The following is a 20,653-nucleotide window of genomic DNA, read 5'->3' on the forward strand; positions in this document are numbered from 1 at the left end:
GGGTTCCTTCAGCTTCAGGGTTGTTTCAGTGAGGGGCGCACAGGTGCCCCCATCGCGTGGGTCATGGCGGCGGGGATATCTTCGAGCGGCAACATCTTTGACGCGGCCCCCATCTGGTGAGCAGCCTGAGGCATGCCGTAGACGACACAGGTTGCTTCATTCTGTGCAAACGTCGCGCCGCCTGCGCGACGAATGGACAGCATTCCTTCGGCACCGTCGCGGCCCATGCCGGTCAGGATCGACGCCGAACACCGTCGGCCGCATTCTTTGGCGACCGAGTGGAAAAGTACGTCGACCGACGGACGCGAATAGCAGACCGGATCGCCGTCGATCAGCGAAACGCGGTAGCCCATCGAGAACCGGACGAGCATCATGTGGCGCGTCCCGCCAGGAGCCAGCAGAATGCGGCCCGGCTGGACGATATCGCCGTCTTTCGCTTCGCGGACATCCATCGGGCAGATGGTGTTCAGACGCGCGGCGAACGACGCGGTGAAACCTTCGGGCATGTGCTGCACGATCACGACGCCAGGCGAGTTCGCGGGGAACAGCGGCAACATGGTCGACAGCGCCTGAATGCCGCCCGTCGAAGCTCCGATCGCATGAACCCACGACGCAGCGCGGCCCGCAGGCACTTGGATCGGCGCAGCGCCGAGTGCTTCGGCAATCACGCGGCTCTTATTCGACGCCAGACCGGTCTTGGCCGTGGCAGCTTCGCGGATGCGCTGGCAGACATCGACCATCATGCTCGCGAGGCCGATGTTGGTGCCGCCCTGTGGTTTCGAGATGATATCGACCGCACCGGCTTCGACCGCTTGCAGCGCAACGCTGCGGTTGCCCGTGGTCGCCGACGAAATCACGATCGTCGGGATCGGCGTGGATTTCATATAGCTGCGCATGAACGTCAGCCCGTCCATGCTCGGCATTTCGAGGTCGAGCGTAATCACATCCGGACGCATCCGTTGCATCAGGTCGAGCGCTTGCTCGCCATTCGACGCAAAGCCGACCACTTCGAGGTCCGGCTCGCGATCAATGCCCATGGCCAGCACGCGACGGATCATGGCGCTGTCATCGACAATCAATACACGGATGGGCTGGGAAGACGGCATTATGCGGCACTCCCCAGAGGTTTACGGCTGATGCTGGTCGCGACGTTTTCCCAGCGGTTCGACAGTTCGCGAACGCTTTCGGTCACCGAAGTGATTAGGAAACCATCGGGCTCCGTCACATCGTAGATCGCATTGATAGTCGCCTTTTGATCAGCGACATCAAAGTAATAGAGGATGTTACGGCAGAACACGACTTGGAACGGCTGCTTGAACGGGTACGGCTGCGTCTTCAGGTTCAGACGGCGGAACGTGCAGCGGCTGCGGATCGCGTCGTTGACCTGATACTGGCCCATACCGACCGGCGTGAAGTATTTGTTCAGCAGTCCCGGCGGCACCTGTTCGAGCTGGCGCTGACCGAAGATACCGGCCTCCGCACGCTCGACGACCGGCGCACTGATGTCGGTGCCGAGGATCGACACGCGGCGCAGCGCATCCATGCCCAGCGCCTCGGCGATGATGATCGCGAGCGTGTAGGCTTCGTCGCCAGTGGAGCAAGCGGCGCTCCAGATGCGGATGTCCTGACGCTTTGCCAGCTTGGGCAGGATCATGTCGCGGAATTTGTCGAGCACATCCATTTCGCGGAAGAAATAGGTGTGGTTGGTCGATGCGGCGTGCATGACGGCCAGCTGGAGGTCGTGCTCCGCGCTGTCACCAAGGCGACGCGACATTTCGGCAAGACGCTCGATGTTGAACGCCCTCTGAACGCGGTTCAGGCGCTGAAGAAGGAGGTCCTTCTTCTGGTCGGTGTAGTGGATGCCACACCGTTGGCCGAGCCACGACCGGATTTGTTCGAAACCGGCTTCTTCGTTAATCATTTCGCTGCTCCTGCTGCCAAGCGCTCGCAATCGAGAACCAGCGCAACTTCGCCGGTGCCGAGCAGAGCGCAGCCCCAGCTCGCGCGGACGGAAGCGAGTTTGCCGACAAGCGGCTTCATGACGACCTGTTGGCGGTCGAGCACTTCATCCACCGGAATGGCGATCGGGCCGGTTGCGGTGTTGAAGACGACGAGGATCGGCGGCACCGGCTTCCGGCCCTCACCATGCGTTGCCTCGTTGAAGAACTCGTCCAGACGCACGATGGGGATCATCGTGCCCCGCAGCTTGAGAAGCTCACGGTTCTGGTCGGCCGAGACGTGCATCAGCTCTTCGCGGTCGGGACGGGCGATCTCGGAAACAACGTCGATCGGAACCGCAAACAGCGTCGCGCCGAGGCGCAGGATGATACAGTCGAGGAAGGCCAGCGACACAGGAATGAAGAGCGACACACGCGTGCCGTGTCCTGCCGTACTGTCGACAGCGATGCGGCCACGCAGTGCCACCATCGTTGCGTTCAGAACGTCCATGCCGACACCGCGCCCCGACAGGTTGCTGACGACTTCCGCCGTCGAGAAACCGGGCTCGAAGATCACGCGCCAGAGCACGGAGGGTTCGGGTTCTTCTTCTGGGCCAAAGAAGCCACGCTTGCGGGCGATGGCAAGGATCTTGTCCCGTGCAAGGCCGCGACCGTCATCTTCGACGACGATACGGACTTCGCTGCCGACCTGGCTCGCGGCCAGACGGATCTGCCCCCGTTCGCCCTTTCCGGCTGCGATACGTTCTTCGGTGCCTTCAAGACCGTGGTCTGCCGCGTTCCGCAGAACGTGCAGCAGAGGGTCATAGAGTTTATCGGCAACGAGTTTGTCGATGGCGGTATCACCGCCTTCGATGACGAGGTCGATCTTCTTCTTCGTCTGACGCTCAAGTTCCCGCACCATGCGGCGCAGACGCTTGAAGACATCATCCATAGGAACAAGACGGAGTTCGGTAGCGACGTCCTGGACTTCTCGGACAATCATGGTGAGGCGGTGGACAGCTGCATCGAAGGACGCCAGATCCAGACCCTGTAGGTCAGGCGAATGCACGGTTTCGGAAACGCTGAGAGAAAGCTCTCCAACGAGGTCCATCAACCGGCTGATTTTTTCTGACGACACCCGGACGAGACCGGTATCTGTCGATGTTTCTGGTTGTGCGCTCATCAATTAAGTCCTTGATACAGAAGCCGGAACTTGTCCGTTGTGGCGAGCCCGCCTCTGTCATTCATCTGCGGTCTGCAAGCTTCAGGCCAATTCGGAACAGCTTTTTACGCTGCTTCGTCGTCGCCACGCTCGTAGTTGTAGATGCACACCCCGTCGAAGCCCGTAGACTTGAACAGGAAGGTCTTCTTCATTGAATCCAGGAAGCCGCCGTGCTTCTTTTCATAGTTCTTGAGATCATTGACGTTCTGGAAGAACACATTGATCGAAACATCCCCCTCTTTGCTAATCACGACATTCAACCCTGTGAGGTTGCAGGACGGGATAGCATTGCCGAGCGCCTCGATGACAAACGGGGCAGCGATTTGCGCGGCATCGAGATTGGGGAACTTCAGGTGATAGGTTTTTGATAGCATTTGGCCCAGGTCCCTTGATCTGTCACGGGCCTAGAAACGGTGCATTCAACCGAAATGTGATATACCCGAAAGTATGGGGTGGGGCAGTTTTATACGGTTACTTCGGGTTAACTGCACCTTCGAGGCCCTAAAGACTCCTGTCGCGCTTGGGCCTTACCCTTTGGGAGTGTCAAGAAACCGGACTCTGACTTTTTACCGACAGCGCGGAGCCGACAGCTCGACACGCTTTTCTTCACAGTTCCTGCTTATCGGCACGGGAATTCCCCGTTTTAGGGCAATTTGCAAAAAAATTTGCGGCAAAATTCGGACGTGGCACGGTCTGTGCTTTTCCAACTGCGTACACCAACGCGGAGGGAGCCATGCCCCAGATCCATATCGTAGACGTCGAATTCACCGCAGCAGCTCAGATTGCAGAGCTTCTGGAACGCCGCCGCATTCAGATCGGGAAAGGAACCGTACAAGAGTGTGACAGTGAAGTTATCGTCGTCTCGTCCAAGGTGGAAGCTGCATCGGGCGGCACCCGCGGTCTGATCGACGCCGTCCGCAAGGTAGGCGCCAAGACCGTCATCATCGTGACCGAGGGCGCGACCCACTACGAGGAGGCCCCCGAACTGGGCGGACGTCTCGTACGTGTCAGCATCCCGACCATCGACGCGCCGCTTCTCCAGAACGCTGCGCTTCTGACACTGGGCAACATGTTGGGCGGCATCGTTGGTGCCATGGCCGCCGCAACGCCGTCGACCGCAAAGCTCATCGACCTGAGCCGCCGCGTCGCCCGCTCGGACGTCACCGTGTTCATCAACGGCCCGACCGGCTCGGGCAAAGAAGTCCTCGCCCGCCAGATCCACAGCGCATCGCGCCGCGCCGACAAGCCGTTCGTTGCCATCAACTGCGCCGCGATCCCCGAAAACATGCTCGAAGCGATCCTGTTCGGTCACGAAAAAGGTGCCTTCACCGGCGCATCGACCGGCAACAAGGGCATCATCCGCGCAGCCGACGGCGGCACGCTGCTGCTCGACGAAGTGTCTGAAATGCCGATGGGTTTGCAGTCGAAACTGCTCCGCGTGCTTCAGGAACGCGCCGTCACCCCGATCGGCTCGCAGACCGAAGTCGCCGTCGATATCCGCATCGTCGCCACCTCCAACCGCAACATGCCCGAAGAGGTTCGCGCAGGCCGTTTCCGCGAAGACCTTTTCTACCGTCTCAATGTGTTCCCGCTCGCCACGCAGGCACTGAACATGCGTAACGAAGACGTTCCGGTGCTTGCTGCGGTTCTGACCGCCCGTCACTGCCCCGCCGACATGAAGCTGCCGCTGCTGACTGCCGAAGCGCTCTGCGCACTTCAGGCGCACCACTGGCCGGGCAACGTCCGTGAGCTGGAAAACGTCATCCAGCGCGCGCTGGTTCTTTGTGAAAACGACCGCATCACGCCCGACGATCTGGTGATCGACGCCGGCGAGACCCTCAGCCTGCCCGACATGGCAGAGGCCATCTAAACCCCTCCTTAATAAAGGTATCGAGCAATGAGTATCGGAGGAATTTCCAGCAACATGTCTCCACTTCAGCTGCTGCAGGAAGCACAGCGCGAAGTGAAGAACCCAGCGGTACAGGCACCGCAGGGCGAGGATTTCCAGTCACGGGTGAAGGGGGCGTTCGAAGACCTCCACGCCGCACAGACACAAGCGCGCTCAAGCGCGACCGCATTCGAAATGGGCCAAGAACAGGACTTGGCCGGCGTGATGATCGACCAGCAGGTCGCGTCCCTTTCGATGCAGCTGACTTTGCAGGTCCGGAACAAGGCGCTGACTGCCTACCGCGACATCATGAACATGCCCGTCTGATCGGGACGGACAAACAGGAACTGAACTATGGCACTTGCTCCTACCCAGCAGCCCGCACAAGGCGGATCGCTTGTTTCGCAAGCTGGCGGAATGCTTTCGAACGTGTTCGCCATGACACGGCAACCCGCCATCCAGCGTGCGATGCCTGCCATCATGATCGTCGTGGTCATGGTCGCAGGTCTGCTGGCGTGGTCGCTGCTGTCCGCCCCTGCCCGTACCACGCTGTACCCCGGCATGGCCGAAGGCGATAAGGCGCAGGTGATGGAGACGCTGACGACCAACGGTATCAACGCCGTAGTCGACACAGCTACCGGCGACATTCAGGTTCCTTCTGCCGATTACTACCGTGCCCGTATGCTGCTGGCCTCTGCTGGTCTGCCGCAGAGCGTTCCTGCCGGTAGCGACGTGATCTCCGATTTGCCGATGGGCGCATCGAAGTCGGTCGAGAGCGCGCGTCTGCGTCAGGCGCAGGAATTCGACCTCGCCCGTTCGATCACCGAGATCGCTGCCGTCACCGGCGCCCGTGTTCACCTCGCGCTTTCCGAACGCTCGGCGTTCCTGCGTGACAGCCAGCCGCCGCGTGCCTCGGTATTCCTGCAACTGGCACAGGGTCGTGCGCTGGATCGTGGTCAGGTCGACGCCATCGTAAACCTTGTTTCGTCTTCGGTTCCGGGCATGGCCCGTGAAGACGTGACTGTCGTCGACCAGATGGGCCGTCTGCTGTCGCGCGGCTCGGACGATGCCTCGCTCATCCTGTCGGATCGCGAACTGGAGCACCGCGTCCAGATTGAGAACCTCTATCGTCAGCGTATCGAAGCGATCCTCGCCCCGATCGTCGGTGTCGATAACCTGTCGGTGCAGGTGACCGTGGACATGGACTTTACCCGCACCGAAACCACGGCAGAGATGCTGGACCCCAACGGCTCGGTCGTGCTGTCGGAACAGTCGTCCGAAAGCGAAAGCAGCCAGGGAAGCGCACGCGGCATTCCTGGCGCGATCTCCAACGCGCCGCCGCCCGATCCGACGCTGGCCGACGCCAACACCGCAGAAGCTGCTGCGGCCGCCGAAAGCTCGCCGACCAACCGCAGCTCGTCCTCGACCCGTAACTACGAAATCAGCCGCACCGTGACCGCGACCCAAGCACCGGGCGCGAAAGTGACCCGCATTAGTGCCGCTATCGTGCTGCGTCAGGAGCCGGTTGCCGAAGGTGAGGAAGGCGCGTCCGGTCCGGATGTCGAAGGGCTCGAACGTCTGGCGCGTAACGCCATCGGGTTCAGCGAAGACCGCGGTGACAGCCTGACCATCGTCGCGCAAGAATTCCAACCCATCGAAGTTGCCACCGTTTCGTCGGTGCGCGGCATGACCTGGCTGCCGGACCTGTTGCGTCAGGGTGCGATCATCCTCGCCCTCGCCATTGTCGGCCTCGGCGTTGTTCGCCCGCTGCTGGACCGTGTTCTGGTTCCGGCCAGCGATACGCTCGAAGTTGCACACGCTATGCAGGCCGCTGCTGTTGAAGTCGGCGAAGGCGAGACACTGACCGAAGTGCAAAAGCGCCTCGATAGCCGCCGCCGCGAGATGGCCGAAAGCGTAATGGGTGCCGAAGTCAGCCGCGAGGACAAGTTCGCCGCGATCCGCCAGCTGGCCTCCGACGACCCCGCACGTATCGCTTCGGTCCTTCATCGCATGATGGCCGATGAAATCGATCAGGTGAACTAAGATGGCTGACCTGCAAGAAAGACTGAAGAACGTCACGCGCACGCAAAAGGCCGCCGTTCTCATGATGTTGTTCGGCGAACAGGCTGCGGCATCGATCCTGCGCAACCTATCGCCGCGAGAGGTCCAGCATCTTGGCGCCGCGATGTACGGTGTCGGCGATATCGACAGCGATACGCTCGATGCCGTGGTCGAAGAATTCCTCGGTGCAGTGCGCGCCGAGACGGGTATCGGCCTTGGCGCAGCGGACTATGTGAAGACCGTGATGACCGATGCGCTGGGTGACGAAAAGGCCCAGTCGGTTATTTCCCGCATCAACCCGATGGACACGCAAAAGCCGATCGAAATCCTCGACTGGATGGACGCGCGCGCGATTGCGGAACTGATTTCGGACGAACATCCGCAGATCATGGCGCTTGTCATCGCTTGCCTCGATTATGCGCTGGCTGCAGAGGTTCTGACCCTCCTGCCAGACGACGTGCAAGGCGATCTGGTGAAGCGTATTGCATCGCTCAATACCGTCCAACCCGAGCCGCTGAAGGACCTCGAGCAGGTCATGCAGCGCAAATTCAAGCAGTCCTCGACCATGCGTGCCAGCCAGATCGGCGGCATCAAGGCGGCTGCTCGTATCCTCAACTTCACCCGCACCGACATGGAACAGCGCATCATGCGTGACCTGCGTAAGGGCGATAAGGATATGCAACAGTCCATCGAAGAAAGCATGTTCGTCTTCGATAACCTCATCAAATCGGACGACCGTTCGATGCAGACCCTCATGCGCTCGGTCGAAACCGAACTGCTGGTCCTCGCACTCAAGGGTGCGGACGAGGCGCTCAAGGAAAAGCTGCTGGCCTGTATGTCCACCCGCGCCGCCGCGAATATCCGCGACGAGATGGAGGCCATGGGTCCGGTACGTCTGACCGAAGTTCAGAACGCCCAGAAGGAAATTGTCGCAGTAGCCCGCCGTATGGCCGACGAAGGCACGATCGTGCTCGCCGGCCGTGGCGGCGAACAGATGGTGTAAAACATGGCAGATCAGGCAGAACGCACAATCCGTCCCGTCGATATCCTCGCGATGATCCGCGCCACGAACGGCGACGGGTTCAAGAAAAAGGATTATACCGACGGCACCAGCGGCGGCGCCTTTGCGCCCCGCTCGGCCCAGCAGACCGCCGTTGTCGTCGAAGATCCGTCCATCGCGCCTGTCACGCCGGAGCCGGTGATCGAACAGGTCAGCGGGATCAGCGAAGCCGAGGTCGGGCACCGCGTCGAAGCCGCCCGCGCCGCCGCTAAGGCCGAAGGGATCGCGGAAGAACGTGCGCGCCTGAATGCGGAAATCGCAGACGAACGCGCCCAGATGGCAGTGCTGCGCGCGACGATGCAAAATGTCATCAACCGCCTGTCCGAAGTGCACCCCGACGACAGCGCGAACCTCGCCGCGAGCATCGACCAAGCGGTTCGGCGCCTCGCCAGCGAACGCGCGGGCGTGCAAATTGAAGAGACGCCAGATGCGTTCCTCAAGCGGATCGAAACCCTCGCCGACCGCGTGAGCCAAGGCATCCGCGCCGTGAAAATCCGCCTGAACCCCGAAGATCACGCGGCGATCCTGCCCGAAGTCGCGGGGAGCGAAACAATTGATACGGCCATGATCTCGGTCGATGCCACGCTGGGCCGTGGCGACGTGATCGTACGCTGCGAAGCGATCCGCCTCGAAGATGTCATCGCGCCCAACAAGGCCGCCGACAAACCGATCCGCCCGCCGCAACCGGATGAAACCGAATGAACCCGCTTGTCGCCGATATCTCGGCCCGCGTGGGCCAGCCGCAGATCGCGCCGCCTACCATTACGGGCCGCGTGCTCAAATACGACGGCCTCATCGTGCAGACATCAGGCTTCCCTGCAACGCCCGGTGCGCTGTGCGAAATCGACACTGAAGCAGGCGATACCGTGAACGGAGAGATCATCGGCTTTGCCGACGGTCGGAACATGGTTTTCCTCGACACTCCCGGCGCGCCGATCATGGCGGGCGCGTCTGTACGGCTGCGCAATGGTGGCCGGATGGTGCCTGTCGGGCCGTCGCTGCTGGGCCGCGTCATCGACGCTGAGGGCCAGCCGCTCGACGGTCGCGCGCTTCCGTTCTGCGCAGACGAATGGCCGCTGGCGGGCAAACAGATGAACCCCCTCACCCGCACTGGGGTCGAAAAACCGCTGGACGTGGGTGTACGGATCATCAACGCCTGCCTGACTGTCGGTCAGGGTCAGCGTATCGGTATCGTCGCAGGCTCCGGCGTCGGTAAATCCGTGCTGATCGAGATGATGACCAAGTTCACTTCAGCAGATGTCGTGGTCGTGGGCCTGATCGGCGAACGTGCCCGTGAAGTCGGCGCTTTTGCCCGCTCGATCATGAAGGGCGAGGCTGCGAAGAAGCTCTGTATGGTTGCCGTGCCTGCCGACCGCTCGCCGCTGCTGCGTTTGCGGGCAGCACGTCGCGCCACCGCGATTGCCGAATACTTCCGCGATCAGGGCAAGCAGGTTCTGCTCATCATGGACAGTCTTACCCGCGTCGCCCACGCCCAGCGCGAAATCGGTCTGGCCTTGGGTGAACAGCCGACCGCCAAGGGCTATCCGCCTTCGGTCGTGTCGCTGATCCCGAACCTCATCGAACGCACCGGACCGGGCGAGCCTGGGCAAGGCGCAATCACTGCGATTTACACCGTTCTGGCAGATGGTGACGACACCACGAACGATCCAGTCGTCGACACGGCTCGAGCGATCCTTGACGGGCACCTCGTGCTCTCGCGCCGCCAGACGCAGATGGGCATCTACCCTGCGGTCGATATTCCGCAATCGGTCAGCCGCGTCATGAACGACGTTGTCAGCAAAGAACACAACGTCGCCGCGCTGCGCCTGCGCCAGCTGGTTTCGCTTTACATGGACAACCGCGACCTCATGCTGATGGGCGGGTATCAGGCGGGACAGGATGCCGACCTCGATGCCGCCGTACAGCTTTGGCCGCAGATCCAGGACCTCATCAAACAATCGCACGACGAACCTGCGCCCTTTGCGCAGAGCGTCGAACAGTTAATCAAAGTAGTCGGAGCACAGAATGCGTAACCGTAGCGATCTCTATTCGTTGATGGCCAAGAAAGAAGAGGCCGCCAAAGCCGCTGTTCTGTCCGAGGTCCGCAATCTGCAAGCCGCGCATTCGCGTGCCAGCGAACTGACGGAAAAGCTCCGCGATATTCTGAACGAACGTCAGGTCTCCGGCCCCGTGACTGCGGCGGAGCTTCGTTCGAACGCGCATCTGAACACCAAGCTGGCTGCTGAAGCCGCGAACCAGAGCGCGCGGGCAACCGAGCTTGCCTCGGCGCTCGACGCCACACGCCAATCGCTGGCCGCACAGAGCCAAAAGGCGCGTTTCTTGAACGATGCAGCCCAGCAAGCCCGCCGCGCCGAAGAAGAAGAGCGCGAAAAGCGGATGGAAGCATCGCGCATCACGCCGCGCCGCTGAGTGGCACGCTCATTGCAGTAACCGAGCAAAGATCAAACGGGATTTGCCGATGGAACCGATTTCGACAAGCGAACAGACCGTGACGCACACTCACGGGCGAGCCCATAAAGCTGCGGGTCGCTCCGCCGAGTCCGCGCTTTTCGACAAACTGTTCGTCCAGATCATGCCGACCACTGAGGGCGAAGCTGTTGAGGCCGGCGTGGCCGAGCTGCTGACCAATGGCGATGCGACCCAATCGGAGTTTGCCGAGCTTCTGCTGACCGATAGCGATGCAGGTACGGCTGGCGATGGCGACGAGACGTCGATCCTTGCCCTCCTCGCCCAGCAGACCGGAACGCCTATCATTGAGGGCGAAGGCGAAACGACCGAAATGCCCGTCGAGGTCGCCGCCGTTGCGGGCGAAATGGCTGTACGCGAAGCGACCGTCGGCGAAGAAATCATGCCGGAAATGGTCGCGGTGAGCGAGGAAGGTGAAGCCGTTGCCGATCCGCTGGTCGAACAGCTTGTCGGGTTGACGGATGAAGCGACCGAAGAAGTTGCGCCTGAAGTCGCCGTGACCGAGGTCGCTGTGGAAGCCGAGGTCGAGGTCGCTCCGGAAACCGCTGTCGCGGTCGCACCCGAGGTGAAAGCTCAGATAACGGAAACCGCTGAACCCACGAGCGAGACGGTTGAGGCGCCAGACGTCGCCGCCGCTCCGGAAGCCGAAACCGCTGATGCGCCTGAACAGGTCATCGCGGCCGCCGTTCAGGCTCCGCAGCAAGCCGCGCGCCGCACTGATGCGCCTGTCGCCGCGCAGACCTCAGCCCAGCAGGTTGCGGCCCCTCAGGTCAAACAGGCCGCGACCTCTCGCGTCGAACAAGCCAAACCGGCCACCGCGAACGCCGTCACTACCGATGAGTTCGTCACCGACGAGCTGGGAGAGACAACCCAAACCGCCGAAGTCGCTGCACCGAAGGCACCTCAGCGCCCGTCACGTTTTGCACAGATGATGGAAACGGCAACACCGGTTGCGCAGAAGGCCGCGACGACCGAGCAGCCTAAAGCTCAGCCGATGCCTGCCGTTCAAGTAGATGTGGGTAACACCGCAGCCGCTGAACCGACCAGCATGACGGACACGACACAGACAGAAAATTCGGACGTCCAGCCGCTCGATATGACCGCGCCTGGCTGGGAAGACCAACTGGCAACGCAGATCGAAGCCGAGTTCACAGAGGACGGCGGCAATATCGATATTGCCCTGACGCCTGATAACCTCGGCGCGCTGCGCATCCGCCTTGAGATGCGCGACGGCGCGGCCCATGTGACCGTCCTGACCGACAACGAACAGGCCGCACGGCTGTTCAACCAGTCCGAAGGCCGACTGAGCGAACTTCTGTCGAAATCGGGCCTCAGCCTGACAGGACAGAACGCCAGCGCCGATCCGCGCGGCGGACAAAACAACGCAGGACAACGCGGCCAGAATGGCCCGTCCGGCAATTATGACAATGGTAACGGCCAACAGACCGACGACGCGGGACAAGCCCAGCGTCAACAGGTCCGCGGCCTTGTGAACTTGGTGGCTTGAGGCACTCATGGCAGACGAAAACGAAGAAGAAAAGAAACCGGGGATCGTCGGAAAGATCGTCAAACTGCTGACGCGGCTTGTGATGGCCGCCGTGCTGCTGGGCGCCGGTTTCGCAGGCGGCTGGTTCTATTTCGCCAACCCGATGTCGCCTGCGCAAAGCGCGCTTTCATTGCTCGCACCCGAGCCGATCGACGAAGGTGCCGAAGGTGACGGCGAAGGCGAAGGGGACGGAGAGCCCGCTCGTATCCCGCGCGAGATGCCGGAAACGCCGCTGTTCGTGACGTCCTACTACCAGATGGACGAAGCGCTCACGACGAACCTGCACAACTCGCGTCAGTACCTCCAGATCGGCGTCGGCATGTCGACGCAGTACGGCGAACAGGTCACGGCGAACGTGGAAACCCACAAGGTCGCGATCCGCTCGGATATCCTCGGCGTGATGAGTAACTTTACCGAAGAGCAGGTTGCGGGCGCCGATGGTCGTACCGAGCTTGCATCCGCGATCAAAGATACCGTGAACCATCGTCTTGAGCAGCTCGAAGGGTTCGGGGGCGTCGAAGACGTGTTCTTTACCAGTTTCGTTCTTCAGTAAGTCGGAGCATCAATCGTGAAGTCACCTCGTAAACTGTCATCCAATGAAGTCGCGGCGCTTGTCGGCGGCCTCATGGATATGGACGGCGGCGGCGACGAAAACGGCGTCTCCTACCGCAGTTACCAGTTCGGTTCCGACGACCTTTCCCTGCTGGGTGAATTCCACGCCCTGCGTATGATCAACGACCGTTTCTGCCGGATCGCCCGCTCGGTCTTCATGCCGATGCTGCGTTTCCAGCCGCGTATTTCGTCGTTCCCGCCAGAAATCCGGAATTTCGACGACTACCGCGACAGTCAGGACCCTTTCCTATCGCTGACCAACAGCCGGATCGAAGAACTGCGCGGCAACCAGCTGATCGTCATTCCGCCGCAGTTCATCTCGCTGCTGACGGATGCCTACTACGGCGGCTCGATCACCGCGTTGCGCCCGGCCCGCTCGGAATTCACCGCGACCGAGCATCGCGTGATCGAGATCGTGACGGATAACCTCAATCAGGCGCTGCGACTGGCGTGGCGCGATCTGATGCCGCTCAACTTCTCGCTCGTCAGCCGCGAGGAAAACCTCCAGTTCGCGGCTTTCGTGGACGGTGACGAGATGGTCGTGAACTGTTCGTTCATGGTCCAGCTTCCCGACCTTGAGCCGGCGAGCTTCGATATTCTGTACCCGCTGCAAACGCTGAAGCCGATCTCCAGCCAACTGCGCAGCCGGATGCAGTCCGACTACGTGGCTGACGACAAATCGTGGCGCGAGCGGTTGACCCGCGCGATCCTGTCGATCCCGCTCAACGTGACCGCCGAACTGGTGGAGCCGACGATCTCGCTCGGCAAACTGAAGACCTTGAACAACGGCGATATCGTTCCGGCGAACCTGAGCGACAGCGTCACTATGCGTGTCGAGGGGATGCCGCTCTTCGAAGCGCACGCAGGCGAAATCAGCGGCAAATCCGCATTGAATCTGAGCAAGCGGCTGGACCCGACCAAGCTCAAGAAAGGGCGCACCTATGACTGAAGAAGCGACCAAGGAAACCGCTGAAAGCCTGCGTATGCTCGAAAGCATTCAGGTGAAGCTCACCGTCGAGGTTGGCCGGACCGAACTGACGATCCGCGACCTGCTGCGCCTTGCCGAAGGGTCGATCGTGGAACTGGACCGGCTGGCGGGTGATCCGCTCGACGTGCTGGTCAACGGCACCCCGATTGCCAAGGGCGAGGTTGTCGTGGTCGGTGAACGCTTCGGCATTCGCGTAGGCGAGATCATCGATCCGGAGAAACGCGCCGAAAGCGTCTGATCCCGCCTTCAGGCTGGCACAACTTTTGCACGTATCACGGCAGTAACCGTCATGGAGTCTGCCGATGAACGTCGTTCGCCCCGACCAGATCATCATTGTTGTCTTGTTTCTGGCCCTTCTGGGGCTGGCCTGGTTTGTTGTCCGGATGAAAGGTGCGGGTCTTGGCGCGAAAGTGCGTCAGGGTCGTCGGATCTCCGTGGCGGAAGTAACGGCGCTGTCCCCGACGGACCGCGCCATGATCATCAACGTCGATGGCGCTGATTTTCTTGTCTTGAAATCAAAGGGATCGCCCGCTTCACTGACCCGCCTCGACACGAAGGAGGTGGCGGAATGAAGCGCGTTCTCCTCGCTCTCGGCCTCGTTCTACTGGCATCGCAAACCCACGCGCAGGGGCTTCCGGCCCTGACTGCAACCGGTGATGGCGGCGATACAAGCTACTCGCTTTCCTATCAGATTCTGATCCTGATGACGGCCCTGACGGTGCTGCCGTCGCTAGTACTGGGAATGACGGCTTTCACACGCATCATCATCGTACTGTCGATTCTCCGACAGGCACTCGGCACCCAGCAGACCCCGCCGAACCAGGTTCTGATCGGTTTGGCACTTTTTCTGACGTTCTACGTCATGAACCCCACGCTGACCGAGGTCTACAACACCGCGCTGTCGCCTTACCTCGACGGGGCGCTCCCCGCGACCGAAGCGATCGAGCGCGGCGGTGCGATCATGCGCGGCTTCCTTATCGCGAACACCCGCGAAACCGACCTGCTGATGTTTTCGGACATGGCGAACCTCGGCCCCTACGAGAGCCCCAATGACGTGCCATGGTCGGTGCTGCTGCCGTCCTACATGACGTCCGAACTCAAGTCCGCCTTCCAGATCGGCTTCCTTCTGTTCCTGCCGTTCCTCGTCATCGACATGGTTATCGCTTCGATCCTGATGAGCCTCGGTATGATGATGCTTTCGCCTGTTCTGGTCTCTCTCCCTTTCAAACTGCTGCTCTTCGTTCTGGTTGACGGCTGGGCGCTGACGCTCGGCTCGCTGGCAGCAACCTACTCCGTTGGAGGTTAACAATGGATTTCGACGCGAATATCGAACACCTGCGCATTGCGTACTGGAAAATCCTGATGACGGCTGGGCCTGTGCTCGGCGTGGCGCTGGCCGTCGGTCTCGTCATTGGCATCCTTCAGGCAGCGACCTCGATCAACGAACAAACACTATCGTTCGTACCGAAGCTGGCGATTGTCATGCTGACGATGGCGCTGGCGTCGGGCTTCATGCTGACCACGATCACGGACTACTTCGCGTTCGTGTTCGAAACCATTCGCACGATGGACTGACGCGATGGAGGGTGGTGCATTCCTTCCCGGCGCGGAGTTGACTGACGTGGTCTTTTGGATCACGCAGTTCTTCTTCCTGTCGCTGCGGATCGGAGCGTTCCTCCTCGCTGGCCCCGGTTTCGGCGGCCGCTATGTCCCCTTGCCCGTCCGCATCGTCGCGACCATCGTGATGACGCTTCCGCTGGTCGGCAATGTGCCCGTCCCGACGATCGACCAGCTTTCGCAACTGTCGATGTTCAAGCTCGTCGGGATGGAGATCGCTATCGGCCTTGGCGCGGGTATTCTGCTGACCACACTGTTCGGTGCCGCCGCGATTGCGGGCGACCGGATCGCGAACACGGCGGGCCTTGGCTTTGCTGCGCAGCTTGACCCTTCTGCTGGCGGACAAACCCCTGTTGTGGCGCAGATTTTCGGCATCCTGCTACTGCTGATCTTCATCGGCACGAACGGTCATCTGACCGCGTTCCGCATCATCCTCGAAAGCTACACGCTGGTGCCGCCGATGGGGTCGTTCAATCCCTACGCGATGATCGACGCGATCATCATGGCGGGCGGCCAGATGTTCGCGCTTGCCGCGCGGATCATGATGCCGGTCGTCGCGGCGCTTTTGCTGATCAACATCATGATTGGCGTCTTCACCCGTTCGGCACCGCAGCTGAACGTTTTCTCTTTTGGTTTTCCGGTCACGATGACCGCCACGATTGTCCTGTTGTTCCTTACGGTTCCGGGCACGGCGGCGGCGTTTGACGTGCTGATCCACGACGCACTATCGCTCATGTCGGAAATGATTTTGGAGGTCGGCCGTGGCTGAGGACGATAGCGGCGAAAAGTCAAACGAACCAACCCCGCGGAAAAAGGAAAAAGCGCGGGAAGAAGGTAAGGTTGTTACCTCCAAAGAAATGTTCGTCTTTGCCTGCATCGCAACTGGCACGCTGCTGCTGGCGATGGTGCAGTCGATGTCCACCACCGTAGGCGGCATGTGGTCGAATTACTTCGTCATCCGCTCGGGCACCGATCTGGATCAACATCTGCTCATCATGCTTGGCCAAGCGTGGAAGCACGTTCTGGTCGTCGGTTTGATGGCGGCGGTGCCTATTGGTTTGGTCGTGCTTGGCCTGCAAGCCGCGATGGGCGGCATCCAGTTCGCACCGAAGGCCCTTGGCTTCAAACCCGAAAAGCTGGACCCGCTCAAAGGTCTGGCGCGGATGGTGTCGAAGCAGGCATTGGTCGAGCTGGTCAAAGGCATCCTGAAAGTGTCGATGCTCGCTGTCGTGGCGGGATATCTGCTTTACGGGATGCTGCCGCGCCTTGACCGTCTTTGGGCAACCGACGTGTCGACCAGCCTCAACGTGGTTCTGAGCGATACGGTCCTGATGCTCGGCGGGTTGTCTGTGGTGCTTCTGGTCATCGGGGCGATTGACCTGATCTGGCAGATGTATTCGATGAAGCAGCAGCTGATGATGACCTTCAAGGAAGTCCGCGACGAAGCTAAGGAAACCAACGGCTCGCCCGAACTGAAAGGCAAGATCCGCCAGAAGCAGTTCGAAATGTCCCGCCGAGGCGCGCAGGAACGTGCCGCGCTCAAGGACGTGCCGAAGGCTACCGCGATCGTCACGAACCCGACCCACTTCGCCATCGCGCTACGCTATGTTCCGGGCGAGATGCCCGCCCCTGTCGTGCTTGCCTCGGGCAAGGGTCACATGGCGCACGAGATCATCAAACTCGGCAAGAAGAAGGGCATCCACACCGTCCGTGTCCCGCTGCTTGCCCGTGCGCTCTACTTCACCACACAGATCGGACAGGAAATCGACGAGCGCCTCTTTACCGCCGTCGCTGTGCTGCTGGGTTACGTCTACCACGTCGACCGCGGCTACATGGGCGAAATGCCCGACATCGACCTGCCTGACGAACTGCACCTGAACGAATTCGGACGCCGGATGGACGAGGAATAATATGGGTACCAGTCGCAATTCACGCTCGACCGGAGAGATGATCTCTACTTTTGCCTTCGCAGGGATGGCGGCAAAGCTGACGTATAATGCGCTCGAATGGGATGGCGGGTTGTTGGCGCATACGGCCCTTTGGCTGAGCGCGATTGCCTGCTTTCTCGGCGCTTTGCGCTTCCCGCTTCAGGCAATCAAGGACCGCAGGCGCCGCTAGGTGGCACGGCCCTTGCAAGCCACTGACAAGCTCGATTTTCGGAGAACACCATGCCACCGCGTAAGCCCAAGCGTACAAGCTCGAAGCCTGACGACGAAGAAGAAATGACCGAAGCCGAACAGCTGACGGATTCGATCAATCGCGCGCTGGAATCGGCGCGTCTTGCTGACGACGCCGCACAGGATATCGAGACGATCAAAAAGGCGCACGACGCATTCGTGGTCAAAGTCCAGCAGTCGCAAAAGAAGCTCGGCGCGATGGCGATCGGTGCTCTGGTCGGCGGTCTTTTGGCCACGACCATTGCGGGCCTGATCTATTTCCGCAGTGTGAATGACCTGCGCGAGAATGCAGAACTTCAGGCAGAGGCGCTGGCGGCCATCGTCGCACAGACCGCCGCCCTGCAAGAGGTCGTCACCCAAGCGGGCAACCAGCAAGGCGCGATGCAGACCGTTCTGACCTCGCACATTGACGAGGCGACCGAACGTCTGTCCGCCGAAATGGCGCTGATGGCGACGCAGGCTCCTGTGCCCGAGCCGGAGGAAGCCGGAACGGACGACAACATGGTTCCGCAGATGATGAGCGGCGTGAATGACACCATCACGGCCAAGATCGATGAAGTGCACGAAGACCTTCTGGGCGCGATCACGGACCTTGATCTGTCGCTGACCAACATCATCACGGAAACCTCTGGCGGCATGGGTGACGAGACCCGCGCCCAGATGACGGAGATGATTGGCGAGCTGCGCACCGCGATTGCGGCGGCACAGACTGCGGCGGCCCGTCCGGCTCCGGCACCAACGCCGACACCGACGCGCGCGGCCACGACGACACGCCCCGCGCCGCGTCCGGCACCCGCGCCGGCACCAAACCCTTTCAGCATTCCGTAACACTGTCGTAAAGTCAGCACATGGCGGATGATCAGGTCGATGACGAAGCACCGGCCGCCGGCGCAGCGCCTCAAACAAAGGCTGCGCCGACGGGGACGGTGAAGCTTGCGAACCGCAAGCTGACGGCAGCGGGCAGTATGCTTGGGCTGCGCCCCGGCGATGTGCTGGCGGGCGTGAATGGCGCGCCTTTCATTGGCACTGTCCAGGACCTCAACGCGCGTTTCAAACAGAGCGGCGGCAAGCCTTTGGCGCTGAGCTTCAGGCGGGGGAAGATCGACCTGACCGTTCTTGCGGACCATCCGAACCTTGGCAAATGGGAAGCAACCGATCCCGTATCGGGATGGACGGGTGACGGTGATGATCCCGTGATGATGCGCAATTGGGAAGTGCTACGCGCCAGCGATGGCAGCTACGACCTCCATTCGCTTTCGCCCGATAACCTCGCGCTGTTCTTGCCGCCTGTCTGGCTGCTCAAGAGCCGCCTGTGGGTCGCGACCGCTGCGATTATCGCGGCACTGGTCACGGCGGGGATGATCTGGATCCCGCTGGCTGCCGTTGTCTACATTCTCGCGGGCCTGACGCTGCGCAAATCCGGCGCAACGCTCTATCGTCTGGACAGGATCAACATGGGCATGGCGCCCTACGCCATCGTTGCCGCCACGACCGAAGCAGGCGCGCACGCCGCCTACGGCAAGATCGATCCGAAGGGCAGATTCATGTTCGCCGCCCCCAAGGAGGAGACGGCGGAACACGAACTAACAGAGGACTAGGTAAAAATCAGGCAGCGCCCGCAACGACCGCGCGGCGGCGGCGCTGGACCGAGCTGGGGATGTTCAGCATCTCGCGATACTTGGCGACGGTGCGGCGGGCCAGTTCGGTGCCTTCGTCTGCCAGAGTTTTGACGATCGCGTCGTCGCTCAGTGGGCTTTCCGGATTTTCGTTCGACACGAGCTGCTTGATGCGGTGACGCACAGCGGCTGCCGAACCCGAGCTATCGCCCTTCGCACCCAGAGCCGCATTGAAGAACGCCTTGAGAGGCAGCGTGCCCTGCGGGGTCTGGATCAGCATACCGTTGGTGACGCGGCTGACGGTGCTTTCGTGTACGCCAACAGCATCCGCGATTTCGCGCAGGATCATCGGACGCAGGTGCGACGGGCCGTTTTCAAGGAACTCTGCCTGACGCTTTACGACTTCGGCGCCGACCTTCAGCGTGGTCATGTTGCGGTGCTCAACAGCGCGCTGGAGCCAGCGTGCGACGTTGACGCGATCCTCCGCCCACGCCTTGCCGTCAGCGGTGCGGCGGAGGCTCTTGATGGTGTCGTTGGTACGCACCTGTACGGTGGGAAGAGTCGAGCGGTTAAGGTCGATGTTCCAGCCATCCTCGCCCTTCGTCACAATAAGATCCGGCGGGCGCTGCGGGGAGACGGAACCTTCGTATACGGCACCCGGCTTAGGGTTGAGTCCGCGCAGTTGGCGCAGCACAGGACGAAGGGTTTCAAGGTCGGTGCGGCAAGCCTTCGACAGACCCTTGAGGTCGGCGTTGGCGAGCAGCCCGAGGTTGTTCAGTACACCTTCGAACACCGGCGACATGATGTCGAGGTCGATCGCTTGAAGGCGCAAACACTCGGCAAGGTCGCGAGCGAAGAAACCCGCAGGCTCAATGGCTTGCAACTTCGTGAGCAGTTCTTCGGCGTCCTCAATGGTCATGTTGCCAGTCATGGCAATCACTTCCAGAGGTTGACCCAGCCAGCCCGACGGCTCCAGCGCATCAAGGAAAGCTTCGGCACGCTGGCGGCAGGTGGCGCACAGATCAAGGCGGTCGATCTCTGCGGTTGCATGGGCGTAGATCGACGGACCCGGATCAGCGGCCAGATTGCCGATGCGATCCCAGTCGTCCGAGGCATTGCGCGACGACGACGGCAGAGCCGGCGCGGCGGGCAGTTTCACTTCGACGAACGGGTTTTCTTCTGCCTGTTCTTCGATGAACGAAGCGAGATCCTGGTTGCCGAGTTGAAGAAGATGAATTGCCTGTTGCAGCTGCGCGGTAACAACAAGCGACTGTCTCTGACTAACAATTTGGGACGTATTGAGCTGCATGGTTCTGACCTCCGATGAACCCAAACTGCAGCGATTCTGGAGAAATTTAAAAAAATCTATTTGACAGCCCTAAAATGACGGAAAACCGGTGTCGGAATAATGGCGTACACCAAATAAGTAATTGAAATAAAAG

General features: G+C 60.9%; 24 protein-coding genes. 19 read left to right on the top strand and 5 right to left on the bottom strand.

Going from position 1 to position 20,653, the window contains the following annotated elements:
• Nucleotides 1-14: 14 nt before the first annotated feature.
• The 4 genes from IF204_RS11000 to IF204_RS11015 all read right to left on the bottom strand — a co-directional run bounded on the left by IF204_RS11000 (nucleotide 15) and on the right by IF204_RS11015 (nucleotide 3,533).
• Nucleotides 15-1,106 (bottom strand): protein-glutamate methylesterase/protein-glutamine glutaminase, encoded by a 1,092-nt coding sequence (locus IF204_RS11000; RefSeq protein ID WP_194096971.1) that lies wholly within the window; start codon nucleotides 1,104-1,106, stop codon nucleotides 15-17.
• Nucleotides 1,106-1,921 carry a CheR family methyltransferase gene (locus IF204_RS11005; RefSeq protein ID WP_194096973.1) on the bottom strand — a complete coding sequence of 272 codons (816 nt, stop codon included), beginning with the start codon at nucleotides 1,919-1,921 and terminating at the stop codon, nucleotides 1,106-1,108. Before IF204_RS11005 ends, IF204_RS11000 begins: the two co-directional genes overlap by 1 nt.
• Nucleotides 1,918-3,120: a chemotaxis protein CheA gene (locus tag IF204_RS11010; RefSeq protein ID WP_194096975.1), complete on the bottom strand. Its 1,203-nt coding sequence runs from the start codon at nucleotides 3,118-3,120 to the stop codon at nucleotides 1,918-1,920. The genes IF204_RS11005 and IF204_RS11010 overlap by 4 nt, the downstream gene beginning before the upstream one ends.
• A 104-nt stretch (nucleotides 3,121-3,224) precedes the next feature.
• A complete protein-coding gene (locus IF204_RS11015) occupies nucleotides 3,225-3,533 on the bottom strand; it encodes a hypothetical protein (protein WP_167635788.1) in 309 nt (102 codons plus the stop codon).
• 359 nt (nucleotides 3,534-3,892) lie between these two features.
• Here IF204_RS11015 and IF204_RS11020 point away from each other — a divergent pair, with 359 nt between their 5' ends.
• The 19 genes from IF204_RS11020 (at nucleotide 3,893) to IF204_RS11110 (ending at nucleotide 19,193) form a co-directional block, all read left to right on the top strand.
• Complete coding sequence (locus tag IF204_RS11020; protein ID WP_194096977.1) at nucleotides 3,893-5,029, top strand: sigma-54 interaction domain-containing protein; 1,137 nt, start codon at nucleotides 3,893-3,895, stop codon at nucleotides 5,027-5,029.
• Between the two features lie 54 nt (nucleotides 5,030-5,083).
• The gene (gene fliE, locus IF204_RS11025; RefSeq protein WP_228069161.1) at nucleotides 5,084-5,374 is read left to right on the top strand and encodes a flagellar hook-basal body complex protein FliE; all 291 of its coding nucleotides are present in this window, start codon (nucleotides 5,084-5,086) and stop codon (nucleotides 5,372-5,374) included.
• Nucleotides 5,375-5,401: 27 nt separating this feature from the next.
• On the top strand, nucleotides 5,402-7,090 hold the full coding sequence (fliF, locus tag IF204_RS11030; protein WP_194096979.1) for a flagellar basal-body MS-ring/collar protein FliF: 1,689 nt from the start codon (nucleotides 5,402-5,404) through the stop codon (nucleotides 7,088-7,090).
• Between the two features lies 1 nt (nucleotide 7,091).
• Nucleotides 7,092-8,111, top strand: coding sequence for a flagellar motor switch protein FliG (gene fliG, locus IF204_RS11035; RefSeq protein WP_194096981.1), 1,020 nt, complete (start codon nucleotides 7,092-7,094; stop codon nucleotides 8,109-8,111).
• 3 nt (nucleotides 8,112-8,114) lie between these two features.
• On the top strand, nucleotides 8,115-8,870 hold the full coding sequence (locus tag IF204_RS11040; RefSeq protein WP_194096983.1) for a FliH/SctL family protein: 756 nt from the start codon (nucleotides 8,115-8,117) through the stop codon (nucleotides 8,868-8,870).
• Nucleotides 8,867-10,201: a FliI/YscN family ATPase gene (locus IF204_RS11045; protein ID WP_194096985.1), complete on the top strand. Its 1,335-nt coding sequence runs from the start codon at nucleotides 8,867-8,869 to the stop codon at nucleotides 10,199-10,201. Before IF204_RS11040 ends, IF204_RS11045 begins: the two co-directional genes overlap by 4 nt.
• Nucleotides 10,194-10,598 carry a hypothetical protein gene (locus IF204_RS11050; protein WP_194096987.1) on the top strand — a complete coding sequence of 135 codons (405 nt, stop codon included), beginning with the start codon at nucleotides 10,194-10,196 and terminating at the stop codon, nucleotides 10,596-10,598. Before IF204_RS11045 ends, IF204_RS11050 begins: the two co-directional genes overlap by 8 nt.
• A gap of 49 nt (nucleotides 10,599-10,647) precedes the next feature.
• Nucleotides 10,648-12,162, top strand: coding sequence for a flagellar hook-length control protein FliK (locus IF204_RS11055; protein ID WP_194096989.1), 1,515 nt, complete (start codon nucleotides 10,648-10,650; stop codon nucleotides 12,160-12,162).
• A 7-nt stretch (nucleotides 12,163-12,169) separates the two neighbouring features.
• A complete protein-coding gene (locus tag IF204_RS11060; protein WP_194096991.1) occupies nucleotides 12,170-12,754 on the top strand; it encodes a flagellar basal body-associated FliL family protein in 585 nt (194 codons plus the stop codon).
• Between the two features lie 12 nt (nucleotides 12,755-12,766).
• The gene (gene fliM, locus IF204_RS11065) at nucleotides 12,767-13,762 is read left to right on the top strand and encodes a flagellar motor switch protein FliM (protein WP_194098207.1); all 996 of its coding nucleotides are present in this window, start codon (nucleotides 12,767-12,769) and stop codon (nucleotides 13,760-13,762) included.
• A complete protein-coding gene (fliN, locus tag IF204_RS11070) occupies nucleotides 13,755-14,039 on the top strand; it encodes a flagellar motor switch protein FliN (protein ID WP_167635778.1) in 285 nt (94 codons plus the stop codon). The genes fliM and fliN overlap by 8 nt, the downstream gene beginning before the upstream one ends.
• A gap of 64 nt (nucleotides 14,040-14,103) precedes the next feature.
• On the top strand, nucleotides 14,104-14,373 hold the full coding sequence (locus tag IF204_RS11075; protein WP_194096993.1) for a flagellar biosynthetic protein FliO: 270 nt from the start codon (nucleotides 14,104-14,106) through the stop codon (nucleotides 14,371-14,373).
• Nucleotides 14,370-15,107 (top strand): flagellar type III secretion system pore protein FliP, encoded by a 738-nt coding sequence (fliP, locus tag IF204_RS11080; RefSeq protein WP_194096995.1) that lies wholly within the window; start codon nucleotides 14,370-14,372, stop codon nucleotides 15,105-15,107. The genes IF204_RS11075 and fliP overlap by 4 nt, the downstream gene beginning before the upstream one ends.
• Before the next feature lie 2 nt (nucleotides 15,108-15,109).
• The gene (fliQ, locus tag IF204_RS11085) at nucleotides 15,110-15,376 is read left to right on the top strand and encodes a flagellar biosynthesis protein FliQ (RefSeq protein ID WP_167635775.1); all 267 of its coding nucleotides are present in this window, start codon (nucleotides 15,110-15,112) and stop codon (nucleotides 15,374-15,376) included.
• 46 nt (nucleotides 15,377-15,422) lie between these two features.
• Nucleotides 15,423-16,187 (top strand): flagellar biosynthetic protein FliR, encoded by a 765-nt coding sequence (gene fliR, locus IF204_RS11090; protein WP_322743280.1) that lies wholly within the window; start codon nucleotides 15,423-15,425, stop codon nucleotides 16,185-16,187.
• A complete protein-coding gene (locus IF204_RS11095) occupies nucleotides 16,180-17,328 on the top strand; it encodes an EscU/YscU/HrcU family type III secretion system export apparatus switch protein (RefSeq protein WP_194096999.1) in 1,149 nt (382 codons plus the stop codon). Before fliR ends, IF204_RS11095 begins: the two co-directional genes overlap by 8 nt.
• A gap of 1 nt (nucleotide 17,329) precedes the next feature.
• Complete coding sequence (locus IF204_RS11100; protein WP_194097001.1) at nucleotides 17,330-17,536, top strand: hypothetical protein; 207 nt, start codon at nucleotides 17,330-17,332, stop codon at nucleotides 17,534-17,536.
• Between the two features lie 50 nt (nucleotides 17,537-17,586).
• Nucleotides 17,587-18,423 carry a hypothetical protein gene (locus IF204_RS11105; RefSeq protein ID WP_194097003.1) on the top strand — a complete coding sequence of 279 codons (837 nt, stop codon included), beginning with the start codon at nucleotides 17,587-17,589 and terminating at the stop codon, nucleotides 18,421-18,423.
• A 20-nt stretch (nucleotides 18,424-18,443) separates the two neighbouring features.
• Nucleotides 18,444-19,193, top strand: a complete 750-nt coding sequence (locus IF204_RS11110; protein WP_194097004.1) for a hypothetical protein — start codon at nucleotides 18,444-18,446, stop codon at nucleotides 19,191-19,193.
• Between the two features lie 7 nt (nucleotides 19,194-19,200).
• Here IF204_RS11110 and rpoN read toward each other — a convergent pair whose 3' ends face one another.
• The gene (gene rpoN / locus IF204_RS11115) at nucleotides 19,201-20,520 is read right to left on the bottom strand and encodes an RNA polymerase factor sigma-54 (RefSeq protein ID WP_194097006.1); all 1,320 of its coding nucleotides are present in this window, start codon (nucleotides 20,518-20,520) and stop codon (nucleotides 19,201-19,203) included.
• Nucleotides 20,521-20,653: the final 133 nt, after the last annotated feature.

The organism is Marivivens aquimaris (assembly GCF_015220045.1).
Lineage (GTDB): Bacteria > Pseudomonadota > Alphaproteobacteria > Rhodobacterales > Rhodobacteraceae > Marivivens > Marivivens aquimaris.

Excerpts from the sequence above, each read along its gene's own strand:
- IF204_RS11000 (WP_194096971.1), bottom strand. The coding sequence starts at position 1,106 with ATGCCGTCTTCCCAGCCCATCCGTGTATTGATTGTCGATGACAGCGCC.
- IF204_RS11005 (WP_194096973.1), bottom strand. The coding sequence starts at position 1,921 with ATGATTAACGAAGAAGCCGGTTTCGAACAAATCCGGTCGTGGCTCGGC.
- IF204_RS11010 (WP_194096975.1), bottom strand. The coding sequence starts at position 3,120 with ATGAGCGCACAACCAGAAACATCGACAGATACCGGTCTCGTCCGGGTG.
- IF204_RS11015 (WP_167635788.1), bottom strand. The coding sequence starts at position 3,533 with ATGCTATCAAAAACCTATCACCTGAAGTTCCCCAATCTCGATGCCGCG.
- IF204_RS11020 (WP_194096977.1), top strand. The coding sequence starts at position 3,893 with ATGCCCCAGATCCATATCGTAGACGTCGAATTCACCGCAGCAGCTCAG.
- fliE (WP_228069161.1), top strand. The coding sequence starts at position 5,084 with ATGTCTCCACTTCAGCTGCTGCAGGAAGCACAGCGCGAAGTGAAGAAC.
- fliF (WP_194096979.1), top strand. The coding sequence starts at position 5,402 with ATGGCACTTGCTCCTACCCAGCAGCCCGCACAAGGCGGATCGCTTGTT.
- fliG (WP_194096981.1), top strand. The coding sequence starts at position 7,092 with ATGGCTGACCTGCAAGAAAGACTGAAGAACGTCACGCGCACGCAAAAG.
- IF204_RS11040 (WP_194096983.1), top strand. The coding sequence starts at position 8,115 with ATGGCAGATCAGGCAGAACGCACAATCCGTCCCGTCGATATCCTCGCG.
- IF204_RS11045 (WP_194096985.1), top strand. The coding sequence starts at position 8,867 with ATGAACCCGCTTGTCGCCGATATCTCGGCCCGCGTGGGCCAGCCGCAG.
- IF204_RS11050 (WP_194096987.1), top strand. The coding sequence starts at position 10,194 with ATGCGTAACCGTAGCGATCTCTATTCGTTGATGGCCAAGAAAGAAGAG.
- IF204_RS11055 (WP_194096989.1), top strand. The coding sequence starts at position 10,648 with ATGGAACCGATTTCGACAAGCGAACAGACCGTGACGCACACTCACGGG.
- IF204_RS11060 (WP_194096991.1), top strand. The coding sequence starts at position 12,170 with ATGGCAGACGAAAACGAAGAAGAAAAGAAACCGGGGATCGTCGGAAAG.
- fliN (WP_167635778.1), top strand. The coding sequence starts at position 13,755 with ATGACTGAAGAAGCGACCAAGGAAACCGCTGAAAGCCTGCGTATGCTC.
- IF204_RS11075 (WP_194096993.1), top strand. The coding sequence starts at position 14,104 with ATGAACGTCGTTCGCCCCGACCAGATCATCATTGTTGTCTTGTTTCTG.
- fliP (WP_194096995.1), top strand. The coding sequence starts at position 14,370 with ATGAAGCGCGTTCTCCTCGCTCTCGGCCTCGTTCTACTGGCATCGCAA.
- fliQ (WP_167635775.1), top strand. The coding sequence starts at position 15,110 with ATGGATTTCGACGCGAATATCGAACACCTGCGCATTGCGTACTGGAAA.
- IF204_RS11100 (WP_194097001.1), top strand. The coding sequence starts at position 17,330 with ATGGGTACCAGTCGCAATTCACGCTCGACCGGAGAGATGATCTCTACT.
- IF204_RS11105 (WP_194097003.1), top strand. The coding sequence starts at position 17,587 with ATGCCACCGCGTAAGCCCAAGCGTACAAGCTCGAAGCCTGACGACGAA.
- IF204_RS11110 (WP_194097004.1), top strand. The coding sequence starts at position 18,444 with ATGGCGGATGATCAGGTCGATGACGAAGCACCGGCCGCCGGCGCAGCG.
- rpoN (WP_194097006.1), bottom strand. The coding sequence starts at position 20,520 with ATGCAGCTCAATACGTCCCAAATTGTTAGTCAGAGACAGTCGCTTGTT.